The 13310-nt window shown below is 68.4% G+C and carries 9 protein-coding genes; 3 read left to right on the top strand and 6 right to left on the bottom strand.

Translation table 11 applies throughout. The annotated features are described in order from the left end of the window. Window positions 1-60 precede the first annotated feature (60 nt). On the bottom strand, window positions 61-2049 hold the full coding sequence (locus tag OG558_RS42450; protein ID WP_405068081.1) for an alpha-1,4-glucan--maltose-1-phosphate maltosyltransferase: 1989 nt from the start codon (window positions 2047-2049) through the stop codon (window positions 61-63). Between the two features lie 206 nt (window positions 2050-2255). On the opposite strand from OG558_RS42450, the gene glgP reads away from it, so the two are divergent. Both glgP and OG558_RS42440 read left to right on the top strand, forming a co-directional pair. Next, entirely contained in the window at window positions 2256-4850 is a 2595-nt protein-coding gene (gene glgP, locus OG558_RS42445; RefSeq protein WP_405068080.1) for an alpha-glucan family phosphorylase, read from the top strand. Window positions 4851-4943: 93 nt separating this feature from the next. After that, the gene (locus OG558_RS42440) at window positions 4944-5813 is read left to right on the top strand and encodes an alpha/beta fold hydrolase (protein WP_405068079.1); all 870 of its coding nucleotides are present in this window, start codon (window positions 4944-4946) and stop codon (window positions 5811-5813) included. A gap of 72 nt (window positions 5814-5885) precedes the next feature. On the opposite strand, the gene OG558_RS42435 is transcribed toward OG558_RS42440, so the two are convergent. From OG558_RS42435 to OG558_RS42415, 5 genes are all read right to left on the bottom strand, one after another. After that, on the bottom strand, window positions 5886-6755 hold the full coding sequence (locus OG558_RS42435; protein WP_405068078.1) for a transglutaminase-like domain-containing protein: 870 nt from the start codon (window positions 6753-6755) through the stop codon (window positions 5886-5888). Continuing rightward, window positions 6755-7579 carry a MerR family transcriptional regulator gene (locus tag OG558_RS42430; protein WP_405068077.1) on the bottom strand — a complete coding sequence of 275 codons (825 nt, stop codon included), beginning with the start codon at window positions 7577-7579 and terminating at the stop codon, window positions 6755-6757. The genes OG558_RS42435 and OG558_RS42430 overlap by 1 nt, the downstream gene beginning before the upstream one ends. Window positions 7580-7619: 40 nt before the next feature. Next, window positions 7620-8006, bottom strand: a complete 387-nt coding sequence (locus OG558_RS42425) for a hypothetical protein (RefSeq protein WP_405068076.1) — start codon at window positions 8004-8006, stop codon at window positions 7620-7622. Next, on the bottom strand, window positions 8003-8410 hold the full coding sequence (locus tag OG558_RS42420; RefSeq protein ID WP_405068075.1) for a MarR family winged helix-turn-helix transcriptional regulator: 408 nt from the start codon (window positions 8408-8410) through the stop codon (window positions 8003-8005). The genes OG558_RS42425 and OG558_RS42420 overlap by 4 nt, the downstream gene beginning before the upstream one ends. Window positions 8411-8539: 129 nt before the next feature. After that, a complete protein-coding gene (locus tag OG558_RS42415) occupies window positions 8540-8809 on the bottom strand; it encodes a hypothetical protein (protein WP_405068074.1) in 270 nt (89 codons plus the stop codon). Window positions 8810-9028: 219 nt separating this feature from the next. On the opposite strand from OG558_RS42415, the gene OG558_RS42410 reads away from it, so the two are divergent. Continuing rightward, the gene (locus OG558_RS42410; protein ID WP_405068073.1) at window positions 9029-13306 is read left to right on the top strand and encodes a BTAD domain-containing putative transcriptional regulator; all 4278 of its coding nucleotides are present in this window, start codon (window positions 9029-9031) and stop codon (window positions 13304-13306) included. Window positions 13307-13310: the final 4 nt, after the last annotated feature.

Genomic DNA, 13310 nt, shown 5'->3' with positions numbered 1-13310 from the left:
TCGTTACGTCCGAAGAACCGTGCGCTATAGCCCTCAGTTCTTCGGACGTAACGACTGGGGTCACGCCTGGCCGCGGCGGACGGCGAGGATGTGGCACGGTTCGCCGTTGGGGTCGAGCCTGATGTAGTTCTGCTGGCCCCAGCGCCAGGTTGCGCCGCTGATCTCGTCGTACACGGTGAAGGTGTCCTCGGGGCGCATGCCGAGCGCGGCCATGTCGAGGTGGACCATCGACTCGCGGACCGAGTGCGCGTCGGTGTTCACCACGACGATGACGGTGTCGGTGTGGCCGTCGGGCGCGGTCGTGCGCTTCGAGTAGCACATGATCGCGTCGTCCTCGACCGAGTGCAGCGACAGGTTGCGCAGCTGCTGCAGGGCCGGGTGCCGGCGGCGGATGTTGTTCAGCAGGGTCAGGTACGGCGCGAGCGTCCGCCCCTCGGCCGCCGCGGCATCCCAGTCCCGCGGACGGAGCTGGAACTTCTCGGTGTCCAGGTACTCCTCCGAGCCGGGCCGGAGTGCGACGTGCTCGAACAGCTCGAACCCGGCGTACACGCCCCAGGAGGGTGACGACGTCGCCGCGATCGCCGCCCGGATCTTGAACGCGCCGGGGCCGCCGTACTGCAGATAGGCGGTCAGGATGTCCGGCGTGTTGACGAAGAAGTTCGGCCGCAGGAAGTGCCCGGTCTCCTTGGTCAGCTCCTGCAGGTACTCCTCCAGCTCCCACTTCTCGTTGCGCCAGGTGAAGTAGGTGTAGGACTGGTGGAACCCGACCTTGGCCAGCTCGCGCATCATCGGCCGGCGGGTGAACGCCTCGGACAGGAACACCACGTCCGGGTCGGTCTTGCGGATCTCGCCGAGCAGGTACTCCCAGAAGTTCACCGGCTTGGTGTGCGGGTTGTCGACCCGGAACACGGTCACGCCGTACGAGATCCAGAGCTTCACGATCCGCAGCACCTCGGCGTAGATGCCCTCGGGATCGTTGTCGAAGTTGATCGGGTAGATGTCCTGGTACTTCTTCGGCGGGTTCTCGGCGTACGCGATCGAGCCGTCCGCGCGGACCGAGAACCACTTCGGGTGCTCCTTGACCCAGGGGTGGTCCGGCGACGCCTGCAGGGCCAGGTCGATCGAGACCTCCAGGCCGAGCGCGCGAGCCTGGCTGACGAAGTACTCGAAGTCCTCGAAGGTGCCGAGCTCCGGGTGGATCGCGTCGTGGCCGCCCTCCTCCGACCCGATCGCCCACGGCGAACCCGGGTCGCCCGATTTCGGGTCGAGCGTGTTGTTCGGGCCCTTGCGGAACGAGTGGCCGATCGGGTGGATCGGCGGCACGTAGATGATGTCGAAGCCCATCCCCGCGACCGCCTCGAGCCGCTTGGCCGCGGTCCGGAAGGTCCCGGACGTCCACTGCCCGGTCTCCTCGTCGTACGACGCTCCCTCCGACCGTGGGAAGAACTCGTACCAGCTGCCGTACAGCGCGCGGGTCCGGTCGACCCACACCGGATAGGTCTCCGAGGAGGTGATCAGCTCGCGGACCGGATACCGACCGAGGGCGGACCGCACCTGCGGCGAGATCCCCGCGGCCAGCCGGGCCTCCGGCGGCAGCGCGCCGTTCGCCAGCGCGTGCGCGGCGTCGCCGAGCGTGGCGCGATCCGCCCGTACGGCGGGGGGCACACCAGCAGCCGCCCGGTCGAAGAACGCTGCGCCCTCGGCGAACATCAGATCGATGTCGATCCCGGCCGGGATCTTGATCTCGGCGTTGTGCCGCCAGGTCCCGTACGGGTCGCTCCAGCCCTCGATCGCGAACGTCCACGCGCCCTGCTCCTGCAGGGTGACGTCGACCGTCCACCGGTCGCTGCCCTGGCCCACCGGGGTCATCAGCATCCGTCTGGTCTGTCCCGACGGCGAGGTCAGCACGACGTTGGCGTTCACCGCGTCGTGGCCCTCCCGGAAGACCGTGGCAGCGATGGTGAACGTCTCGCCGACCGACGCCTTGGCCGGATACGCTCCGGCGTCGACGGTCGGGGTGACCTCGGTGATCGGGATGCGCCCAGTCATGGCGTAGACGAACCTTCCCTGTCTGAGTGTGGATCCGCCCGGTTGCGGATCCGGCGGGGTGGGTAACTACGTCGAGAACTACAGGACTGATGTTATGGGTTCCCAGTGCTTGCCTGTGACATGCACCTCTGCAAAATCTTGCTCGCGTTGCAAGATCGATGCAGGCCGAGGGTGTCTTGCGCACCTGAGGCCGGTACGGTGTCCCGGTGCGAGCGATACGACGATTTTCCGTCCGCCCTGTCCTCCCCGAGCCGCTGACCGGCCTGGGCACCCTGGTGAACAACCTCCGCTGGGCCTGGCACCCGGAGACGCAGGACGTCTTCGAGGCCGTCGACCCGCAGCTGTGGCGGAGCACCGGCGGTGACCCGGTCAAGCTTCTCGGTGAGGTCCCGGCGGCCCGGCTCGACGAGCTGGCCAATGACAATGCCTTTCTCCGCCGGCTGGAGCTGGCCGTAGCCGACCTGAACGGCTACGTGACCGACGACCGCTGGTTCCAGACCGAGGCCGGTTCGCCGGTGAGCTCGGTGGCTTACTTCTCCCCGGAGTTCGGGATCACCCACGTGCTGCCGCAGTACTCCGGCGGCCTGGGCATCCTGGCCGGTGACCACCTGAAGGCGGCCAGCGACCTCGCCGTACCGCTGATCGGTGTCGGTCTGCTGTACCGGCACGGCTACTTCGCGCAGTCGCTGAACGCCGAGGGCTGGCAGCAGGAGCGTTACCCCCTGGTGGATCCGGACGGGCTGCCGATCAGCCTGCTCCGGGATGGTGACGCCCCCGCGACCGTGACGCTGAAGTTGCCCGGCAACCGCGAGCTGCACGCCCAGATCTGGGTCGCCCAGGTCGGCCGCGTGCCGCTGCTGATGCTCGACTCCGACATGGAGGAGAACGACGCGGGAGAGCGCGAGGTGACCGACCGGCTGTACGGCGGTACGACGGAGCACCGGCTGCTCCAGGAGCTGCTGCTCGGCGTCGGCGGTGTCCGCGCGGTCCGCGCGTACTGCCGGATCACCGGCCACCCGGCGCCCGAGGTGTTCCACACCAACGAGGGCCACGCCGGTTTCCTCGGCGTCGAGCGGATCCGCGAGCTGGCCGCCGACCAGGGCCTGGACTTCGACACCGCGCTCGAGGTGGCCCGCGGCGGCACCGTGTTCACCACCCACACCCCGGTCCCGGCCGGCATCGACCGGTTCCCGGTCGAGCTGATCCAGCAGCACTTCTCCGCGGATGCGTTCGGCCACGGGGTCCCGATCGACCGCATCCTCGAGCTCGGCGCCGAGGACTTCGACGGCGGCGACCCGGGCGTGTTCAACATGGCGATCATGGGGTTGCGGCTGGCCCAGCGGGCCAACGGCGTGTCCAAGCTGCACGGTGTGGTCAGCCGCGGCATGTTCTCCGGGCTCTGGCCGAGCTTCGACCCGATCGACGTGCCGATCACCTCGATCACCAACGGCGTGCACGCGCCGACCTGGGTGCCCCGGGAGATCCACGAGCTGACCTACGCCAACTACACCGCCGAGGGCGACACCGTCTTCGAGGGCCTGGACAAGACCACCGACCAGCAGATCTGGGAGACCAAGCGGATCCTGCGGCAGCGGTTCATCGACGACACCCGGGCCCGGGTCCGGCAGTCCTGGATCAACCGCGGGGCCAGTGAGGCCGAGCTCGGCTGGGTCGACTCGATCCTCGATCCCGACGTCCTGACGATCGGCTTCGCCCGGCGGGTCCCGTCGTACAAGCGGCTGACGCTGATGCTGCGCGACCCGGCCCGGTTGAAGGCGCTGCTGCTGCACCCACAGCGGCCGATCCAGATCGTCATCGCGGGCAAGTCGCATCCGCACGACGAGGGCGGCAAGAAGCTGATCCAAGAGGTGGTGCGCTTCGCCGACGACCCGGACGTGCGGCACCGGATCGTGTTCGTGCCGGACTACGACATCGCGCTCGCGCAGCCGATGTACCCGGGCTGCGACGTCTGGCTGAACAACCCGTTGCGTCCGTACGAGGCGAGCGGCACGTCCGGGATGAAGGCGGCGCTGAACGGTGCCCTCAACCTGTCCATCCGCGACGGCTGGTGGGACGAGTGGTACGACGACGAGTTCGGCTGGGCGATCCCGTCTGCGGACGGGATCGAGGACACCGACCGGCGCGACGACCTCGAGGCGCACGCGCTGTACGACCTGATCGAGAAGCAGGTCGCGCCGCGGTTCTATGACGGCGCGGTGCCCGGCCGGTGGATCGAGATGCTGCGGCACACGATCAAGGAGCTCGGCCCGAAGGTGCTCGCCACCCGGATGGTCCGCGACTACGTCGAACAGCTCTACGTGCCGGCCGCGAAGTCGTCCCGTTCGCTGAACGCGACGTACGACGGCGCGCGCGAGCTCGCCGCGTGGAAGCAGAAGGTCCGTGCGGCCTGGCCGCAGATCCGGGTCGACCACGTGGAGCTGCAGGGCCTGGGCGACGTACCGCAGCTCGGGACCACGGTCGGCATCCGCGCCTTCGCGGCGCTCGGCGACCTGGCCCCGGCGGACATCTGCGTCGAGGTGCTGCACGGCCGCGTCGACACCAACGACGAGATCACCGACCCGGTGCGCGCGTCGCTGTCGCTGGCGGAAACGTACGAAGGCAACCGCCACCGCTACGAGGGTGAGCTGAAGCTGGACCGCACAGGCCCCTTCGGCTACACCGTCCGGGTGATCCCCAACCACACCGGTCTCGCCACCCCGGCCGAAATGGGCCTGGCCGCCGGTCCCTCGGACCCCGACGACCCGTCCGCCCCGGACCTCCCCGTCGGCTCCGAATTCTGAGCCCCTTCACCACAAACGCACGACCCGCCTGCCTCACCAGGCGGGGTCGTTCGTTTGCCGGCGGGCGCGGCCCCCGACGCTAGGCTTTCGCCCATGGAGTTCGTGCAACTCGCCGATGGCCGCAAGCTGGAGTACCTGATCGAGGGGCCCGCCGACGGGATACCGCTCGTGTTTCATCACGGCACACCGGGTGCTGCCGTCCGCTTTGCCCCACTGGCCGAGGCTGCGGAGCGGCACGGGCTTCGACTGGTCAGCCCCGGCCGGCCCGGGTACGGCGCGTCGACGCCGCAGCCTGGTCGCTCGATCGGCGACGTGGCCGCCGATGTCAGCAGTCTCCTGGACGCGATCGGTGCGGACCGCTTCCTCAGCATCGGCCTTTCCGGTGGCGGCCCGCATTCGCTGGCCTGTGCGGCGCTGCTCGCCGACCGCTGCATCGCGGCGGCCACGCTGGCCGGGGTTGGGCCGGCCAACGCGGACGGGCTGGACTTCGTGGCCGACATGGGGGAAGAGAACGTCGCCGAGTTCGGCGCCGCGTTCAAGGGCCGCGCGGCGCTCGAGCCGCTGATCGAAGAGCAGTCGAGCGAGCTCGCCGGCGCCGCACCGCAGGACTTGGCGGCCGCCTTCGGTGATCTGGTCTCCGAGGTGGACAAGGCGGCGATGACCGGTCCGATTCTGGACTGGCTCGCCGCCTCGGCCCGGCGCTCCGTCGCCGAGAGCATCGCGGGCTGGCGCGACGACGACCTGGCCTTCGTCAAGGACTGGGGCTTCCGCCTCGATCGGATCACCACGCCGGTCGCGATCTGGCAGGGCGACCAGGACCGGATGGTCCCCCAGGCCCACGGCCACTGGCTGGCCGCCCACGTCTCCGGCGCCACCTTCCACTTCGAAGCGGGCGAGGGCCATCTCTCCCTGCTGAACGGGATCGACCGCGTCGTCGCCGACCTGGTCACCCATCTCGCCTGACCACCAGGCCGGGGGCCGTTCAGCAGGTACGTCGACCTGCCGCCGCCGACCGTGCGCCGGATCAGTCGTGGGTTACTCGGTCGGGCGGGTGAGATTCATCCAGGCGTGTTCGGTGCCGGCGGGGGACGTGACGAAGGCACGGCCGGTGAAGGTGAGGGCCGGGTTGGTCCGGTAGAGATCGGTCAATTCCTTGCCGGCGGTCTCGTCTCCGTTGTCGGAGGCAACCAATAGGCGGGCGACCTGGTCGGTCAGGTCCACGTCGGCGCCGTCGAGGCTGCCGGACATGGTGCCCCAGTTGTCCCAGAGCAGGAGTTCGTCGCCTTGCAGGTGGGCGTGCTGAAGGTGGACGTAGTTCCGGATGAACCAGCCGCCGCGGATCGGCAGGCCGGGGTCGACGCCGAAGAGATCCGGGTCGAGGTCGCCGGCGCGGACGCCCAGCCAGACCTCGGCGGCGGACAGGAACGGGCCCTTCGGCATGTCCAGCGTGTTGAACGGGTGGTCGCCGGCGGGGTCGAGCTCGGGGTCGATCATCACCCAGCGGTCGCCGTTCCAGTACTCCGCGACGACGTGGTCGTGGTTGAACCCGGACGCGAAGTACACCGCGAACCCGATCCGGCTGCGGGCTGGAATCCCCTTGTGTCGCAGGGCCGAGACGAACATCAGCGTGTAGTCCCGGCAGCACCCGACCAACCGGTCGACCGGCTCCCGCGGTACGGCGAGCGCCGTACCGTTGCGCTTCTGGTCGGTCGTCAGCATCGCCGACACCCACCGGTGGTCGATCTCGGCCAGCCGGTCGCCGGTGAATTCGATCCCGCCGCCGCGGTAGTGGATGAGCAGGTTGCGGACCACCGCGCCGATCCCGGCAACGTCGTCCGGCAACGCATCGAACAAACCGGCATGTACGCCGGGGTCACTGAACTCGGTCTGAACCGCGTAGTCCATCAGGCTTTCCTTTCGAGAATGGGCAGGGCGATGTCGACGGCCGGCTGGTCGCGCGGAAGCAGATGACAGTCGGGCCGATAGACCTCCCGCGGCGGACCTGCCTCGGGCAAACCGGCCGCGCGCGCCCAGTCGTAGACGAGGTCGTACGCGAGCATGATCCGCGGAAACGCGCACTCGTCCATCGTGATGCTGCAGTACGCCTCGCGATGGGCCGGTTCGACCCGGATCGCGATCGGCCCGGCCGGATCCACCAGCCCGTCGAACGGCATACAGACCTCGACGGGCGCCTCGGCCTCCGGCGTCACCGCGCCGTGGAAGATCACCCACGACTCTCCGGTCAGCGTCGCCCCCGCGGCGGCCAGGTGCGCGCGGATCTCGTACGTCGAGGACACGATCACCCCGATCAGCGTCTGCTGATCCGTATCGGTGCGGATGGTCGCGATCTTCGTCGCCGGTACGTCGCGGGTCAGCACCGGCCGGGGTGGCAACCCGGACGTCCCCGTCCGGCTCAACCGGTCCCGCAGGTACTGCAGCGTCGCCCGCCGGGCCGCGGTGGTCGCCTCCTGGGCGATCCACCACCGATCCAGCCGGATCAGCGCCTCCTCGTCGGACCCCGCGAGTATCTCGGCGATCTTGGTCAACGGCATGTCCAGCTGCCGCAGCACACTGATCCGGCGGGCCCGCTCGAGTTGCTCCTCGTCGTACAGGCGGTATCCGTTGGCCGGGTCCACCTGGGCCGGCGGCAACAACCCGGACACGTCGTACAACCGCAACGCCTTGTGCGAAAGCCCGGTCCGTCGTCCGAACTCGCTGATCGTCAACACGCGACCATCAAACCCCCTGCCCCAGGGGCAAGGTAAAGCGTCATCCTGGGAACGCCCTCACATCGGGCTGCACCCACCCCGTCCGCGCGGCGGGTGACGCCAGCGTGCGCGACTGGTAGAAGTGCGTCAGCAGCCGCTTGTCCAACAGCCCCGGATTGTGCGTGACCAGTTCCTCGAAGGACGCTTCCGGCTCCTCGTCCATGTGGTACGCCGTCAACTCGACCCAGGCCCGGCTCACGGTCGCGTTGTACTTCTGCGGCACTCCCGCGTAGCGCGCGGTCTGCTGGATCCCGTCGCTGATCAACTCGACCGCGCCGGCCGTCCCACACCGCCGTACGGCGAGCCACGTCAAGCGCACGTGCTCCCGGTGCCCGAACCGGTCGGCGGTGGCCATCACCTCACGCATCAGTTCGTCGAAGGTGCTCATATCGCTGCCAATGCGGTGAGCACCTTGCGAGCCTGATTCACAGCGGTCGGCGACACCCCGGCGAGCGCCTGCTTTTCCACGGCAGCGAAAGCTCGCTGCACCTGACCAGCGCTCTTCGCCCCAACCTCCGTCAGCGCGATCTCCACGGCCCGCCGATCACCCGGTCGCGCGGCCCGGGTGATGTGCCCCTTCTGCTCCAGCCGATCCAGTACTCCGGTCAGCGTCGTCGGCCTGACTCCCGCAGCCACACCCAGCTCGGACACGGTCCGCGCCTGCCCGTCGGCCAGATTCGCCAGCACGTTGACCTCGGAAGCAGTCAGCCCCAGCTCACCCAGCTCCGTCCCCAGCACCTGCAACGTCACATGCGTCGCCCGCTGCAACAACACCAACAATCCATTTTCCACGAATCCAGATTATCCGGATCCGTAGTATTTGCCCAGAGACTCCTGCAGGCAGTGCGGCGAAGGATCTGGTCGACGCGCATGCCGGAGGCCGGCGGTCACCCGACGGACTCCGGGTCGGGGTGAATCCGGTCAGGTGATCGGCATCGCAGCGCGGTCGCGGCGCCGTTGCGTGCCAAGAGTGACGGCGAGCCCTGCGCCGCCCAGCGCGATTCCGGCCAGTGCGCCGAGTACAACCGAGTTGGCATCCAGGCCGTCGTCCTGGACGGGGCCCGTTGCCGTTCTCTCGCCGGATGAGCCGCCCTCCGGGTTCGGAGGCTCCTGCGCCATAGCCGGGGGCGCCGCAGTCATCAGTGCGACGCTGACTACGGCGGCGGCCGCCAGCATGGTCAGCCTGGTCACAATCGACCGCCTGTTTGGTGCTGCTGTGGTTGGCACTGCCCTGGTGGACATGTCCGCTACTCCTGTCCCTCATCTGGCGGGATTGCCGCGGTCGGCCTTCCGATCGCCGCGATGTGTTGGTCCAGTTGTGCTACCGAGTGGTGTCGAGCCGGCCCTGCCCGGTATCAACGCGGTATCGCCGACCTTGACGTTCGGTACCGCGCGGTCGACAGTCGAGATGTGGGTATCGCCGTGCTCGGCCCGCTCACAATCGAGGGGGAGCAACTCGGGCGGCGCGACCGCGTTGTGCTAGCTGCGCTTGTAGTGCACCCGGGGGACGTTGTCAGTGCCGAAGTACTGGCTGACGTGTTGTGGGGCGAGCAGTTGCCCGCTTCCTGGTCCAAGATCGTGCAGGGATGTGTGGTCCGGCTTCGCAAGATCCTCGGCAGCCACTCGATCGAGACGTCGTCGCTGGGGTACAGGTTGACGATCCCCCGCGACGAGATCGACACCCAACGCTTCGAGCACACTGTCGTCAGGGCGACCAACCTGCTGGCAGCCGGCGATGCCGAGCGGTCCGCTCTGCTTCTGGCCGATGCGCTGACACTCTGGCGGGGTAAGCCGCTGACCGACGTCGAGGGCTGGGACAGCGCGCGGATAGAGAGCGCGCGGTTGGAAGAGTTGCGGCAGAGTGCCGAGGAGTTGTACGTCGAAGCGTCGCTGCGCTCGGGCCGGCACGAGAGCGTCCTTGCCAAGGCTCGGGCCCTGACAGCGGAGGCACCGCTGCGCGAGCGAAGGTGGGCGCTGCTGGCGACCGCGCAGTACCAGTCCGGCCGTCAGGCCGACGCCTTGAAGACGCTTCGTGAGCTACGCGTCGTGCTGAATCACGAGCTCGGTCTGGACCCCGGTCCAGACATCGGTCTGCTGGAACAGGCGATTCTGCGCCAAGATCCGTCCCTGGTGGTGGCGAGCGCGCTGCCAGAACCGAGCACGGAGTGCCCCTATCTGGGTCTCAAACCATACGACCTGGACGATGCAGAGGTGTTCTTCGGCCGTGATGCCGAGGTGGCTGCGGGATTGCGAAAGCTGGCCGACAACTCGGTACTGGCTGTCGTCGGCCCGTCCGGGTGTGGGAAGTCATCGCTGGCGCGGGCAGGCATCGCGGCCCGCTTACGCAGCGGCGGCCGGCGGGTCGTGGTGATGACTCCCGGCGTACATCCGGTTGCAGCACTGGCCGACGCGCTGCCCGGCGATGTTGTGCCGACTGTGCTGGTTGTCGATCAGTGTGAGGAGGTGTTCACGCTGTGTACGGACGCCACCGAGCGCGAAGCATTCCTCGACAGGCTGACCGCTCATTGCGCCGAGGCCCCGCTGATCCTGTCGTACCGGGCGGATCGGCTGGCCGAGATCGCGGCGTACCCGGGCTTTGCTCACGCTGTCGAACAAGGGCTCCAGTTGCTCGCCGGGATGTCCAGGACAGACCTACGCACAGCGATCATAGAGCCGGCCAGGCTGGCCGCGTTGGTGGTGGAGCCGGGACTTGTCGACCTGCTGGTCAGAGAGGTGGTAGGACAACCTGGCGCGCTTCCGCTGATGTCGCACGCGCTCGCCGAGACCTGGCAGCGCCGCGAAGGCCGGACGTTGACTGTCGACGGCTACCGTGCATCCGGTGGGATCGAGGGCGCGGTGGCCCAGTCAGCCGAAGAGATCTATACCCGGCTTCGCCCTGAGCAGCAGGCCAGGTTGCGCGACCTGCTGCTACGCCTAGTGACCCCTGGGCCGGATCGGCAGCCGATCCGCGGCCGACTGCCACGACGGCTCGTGGTCACCGGGCCGGAGTCCGACGCGCTGCTCGATCTGCTGGTCAGCTCGCGTCTCGTCACCAGCGACGATGGCGTGGTCGAGCTGGTCCACGAGGCGGTCGCCCGGGCCTGGCCGAGGCTGCGGCATTGGCTGGACGACGACCTGGAGGGCCAGCAGATCCTGCACCACCTGACAATCGTCGCCGACTCCTGGAACTCGCTCGGTCGACCCGACAGTGAGCTCTACCGTGGAGTGCGGCTCGCCAAAGCCCTGGATTGGCGGGAGAGCGCCACGGTCCCGCTTACGGAGATCGAGAGCGAGTTCCTCGCTGCCGGCCAGCACCTGTCGGAGGCTGAACTTCGCGCGGTCGAGAACCAGGCTCGGTACCAGGTCCGCGTCAACCGACGTCTCCGAGGAGCCCTGGCCGCAGCCGCCCTGTTGCTGGCCGGGACCCTGATAGTCGGCGTCGTAGCCGTTCGGCAGGCGGAACAAGCCGACCAGCAGGCAGCCGCTGCGGAGCAGGCGGCCGTCCGGGAGCTCGCGCGCCGCGTTGGGGCACGAGCGCTCCTGACCGAAGGCATCAGCCACTCTGTGCTGCTCGCAGCGCAAGGGGTACGCCTGGACGACTCCCCGGAGACACGAGTCAACCTGCTGGCTGTGCTGAACAAGCGCCCACTCCTGGTCCGGTCATCCCCAGCTGCGGGGGCCGGTGATCTCGGCGCCATCTCGATCTCCCGGGACGGAACTCGTGTCGTCGCGGGCGGTAAGGACGCGACGTGCAATCTGTACGAGACGGAATCGGGGCGAGAGATCGCCTCTTTCGCGTTCGTGGCGCATCCCGACACACAAGTGCGCGGGCATGTCGGAGGGACCGGGGTGGGGGGTGGAGTGTCCTGCTACCCCCTCTTCACCGCGGACGGCCGCTACGTGGCGGCGATGACCAACTATGCGACCGATATGCCTGAGGGCCCGCGCGCCAACGCCGTTCGGTTGCTGACCCCCGACGCCCTCGACGTGGTTCCGCTCGCCTTCCCGAGCCAACAGTTGCTGTACTACCGCGACCTCGTCGTCAGCGCCGACGCGCAACACCTGGCTGCGAGCGTTCAGTTGATCCCGCAGGGGCGTGAGATGCCGATCGATGCCCCCGCCCTCGCGCTCGTCTGGGACCTCCGCGCGCGCGAACGGAGGCCACAGAAGGTCACCCTCCCGCCCGGCCCGCACGGACTGGCCCTGAGCCCCGATGGCCACACCGTCTACACCCAGCAGCCGCTCGCGGCGTTCGACGTCGCCAGCGGGAAAGTGCAATGGCGGCGTGACGGACCCCCTCTGATCGCAAGCAGTCCACCGCCGGCCATCGACCTCACTCGGGACGGCAACCTGTTGGCGCTCCAACCCATCGGGACGACGGACAGGGCGATCGCGCTCGTCGACGCGCACACTGGCAGGACGGTGAGGATGCTGCGCGGTCATACCGGCGCCCTGCGAGACGTCGCTTTCTCCCGTGACGGCAGGCTGCTCGGGTCCGCTTCGGACGACGGGGAGGTCATCGTCTGGGACGTGGCTACCGGCAGTCCTCGCGAGCGGATCAAGACTTTCGAGATCTCCTGGGCAGTTGGCTTCAGCCCCGACAACCGCACGCTGTACACGGGTGGCGACGAGGGCATCCTGCGGACGTACGACCGTTCGGGGCAACAGCTGTATCTCCGCCGGACACAGCCCGTGCCCCCGCGTGACTACCTCCACGTGCTGGCATCTGCCGACGGCGGAACTGCCTATATATGGCGGGACGCAACGGACTCCTGGCTGAGCTTCGCTGACGCGGTGACCGGGGCCACCACCGCACCCGTGCGACTGCACGGCGAAGTCGAGCGGGCGCCCCGGACACCCGCCTCGTGGCATCCGGACGGCCGGCACCTCGCGGTGTTCGATGCCGGGGGCGCCGTTACGGTTCTCGACTCCCAGACTGGCAAGGTCGTCGTGCGGCGCCATGTCGTCGAGCCGGACATCTACTCAATTGCGTATGTTGAGGGCGGCAATCGCATCCTGGTCAGTGACTCCCGGAACCAGACCACGTTCTTCGACGCGCGCACACTGCAGCCCAGCAACGTACCCGTCAATCTGACCAGCAATTGTTGTTCGGCGGCATCCCCCGACAATGAGCGAGCAGTCCTCTTCGATGACTCGCCCGACGGCGCCGCAGAGCACTGGCGGGTCATCCGTACGGCGACCGGCAACGTGCTCTCGGAGGGCGACCTGAATCTCCGCGTCAACCATGCGGTGTACTCGCCCGACGGTCGGCGCATCGCGGCCACCGGGAGCAAGGGCGAAGTAGTGATCGTCGATGTGGACTCAGGTGTCCTCCACAGTGCTCCGACAACTGGGCACAGTGGTGCGGGCAGGTTCGTTCGATTCTCGGGGGACGGCTCTCGCCTGGTGTCGGGCGCCGCCGATGGGACCTTTAGCGTCTGGGACGCACGCAACCTCGAGCTGCTCCTCACCACTCCGGTCGGCACCAAGAAGGGAGCCGGCTCCCCGAGCTTCACCGAGGGACATGACGTGGTGACGATCGCTGCGTTCGACGGACAGACCTACCTCTGGGACACGCGCATCGGGGCGACGCTCGACTTCGCCTGCAAGATGGCCGGCCGCAATCTCACCAATGAGGAGTGGAGACAGGCCTTCGGTGACCGTCCGTACGGCAAGACCTGTCCCTGACATC

The sequence above is a fragment of the Kribbella sp. NBC_01510 genome (assembly GCF_045040325.1).
Taxonomy (GTDB): Bacteria; Actinomycetota; Actinomycetes; order Propionibacteriales; family Kribbellaceae; genus Kribbella.
This window is presented reverse-complemented; position numbering and strand designations above follow the sequence as displayed.

Coding starts and splice junctions, on each gene's coding strand:
- OG558_RS42450 (WP_405068081.1), bottom strand. CDS start 2,049: ATGACTGGGCGCATCCCGATCACCGAGGTCACCCCGACCGTCGACGCC.
- OG558_RS42440 (WP_405068079.1), top strand. CDS start 4,944: ATGGAGTTCGTGCAACTCGCCGATGGCCGCAAGCTGGAGTACCTGATC.
- OG558_RS42435 (WP_405068078.1), bottom strand. CDS start 6,755: ATGGACTACGCGGTTCAGACCGAGTTCAGTGACCCCGGCGTACATGCC.
- OG558_RS42425 (WP_405068076.1), bottom strand. CDS start 8,006: ATGAGCACCTTCGACGAACTGATGCGTGAGGTGATGGCCACCGCCGAC.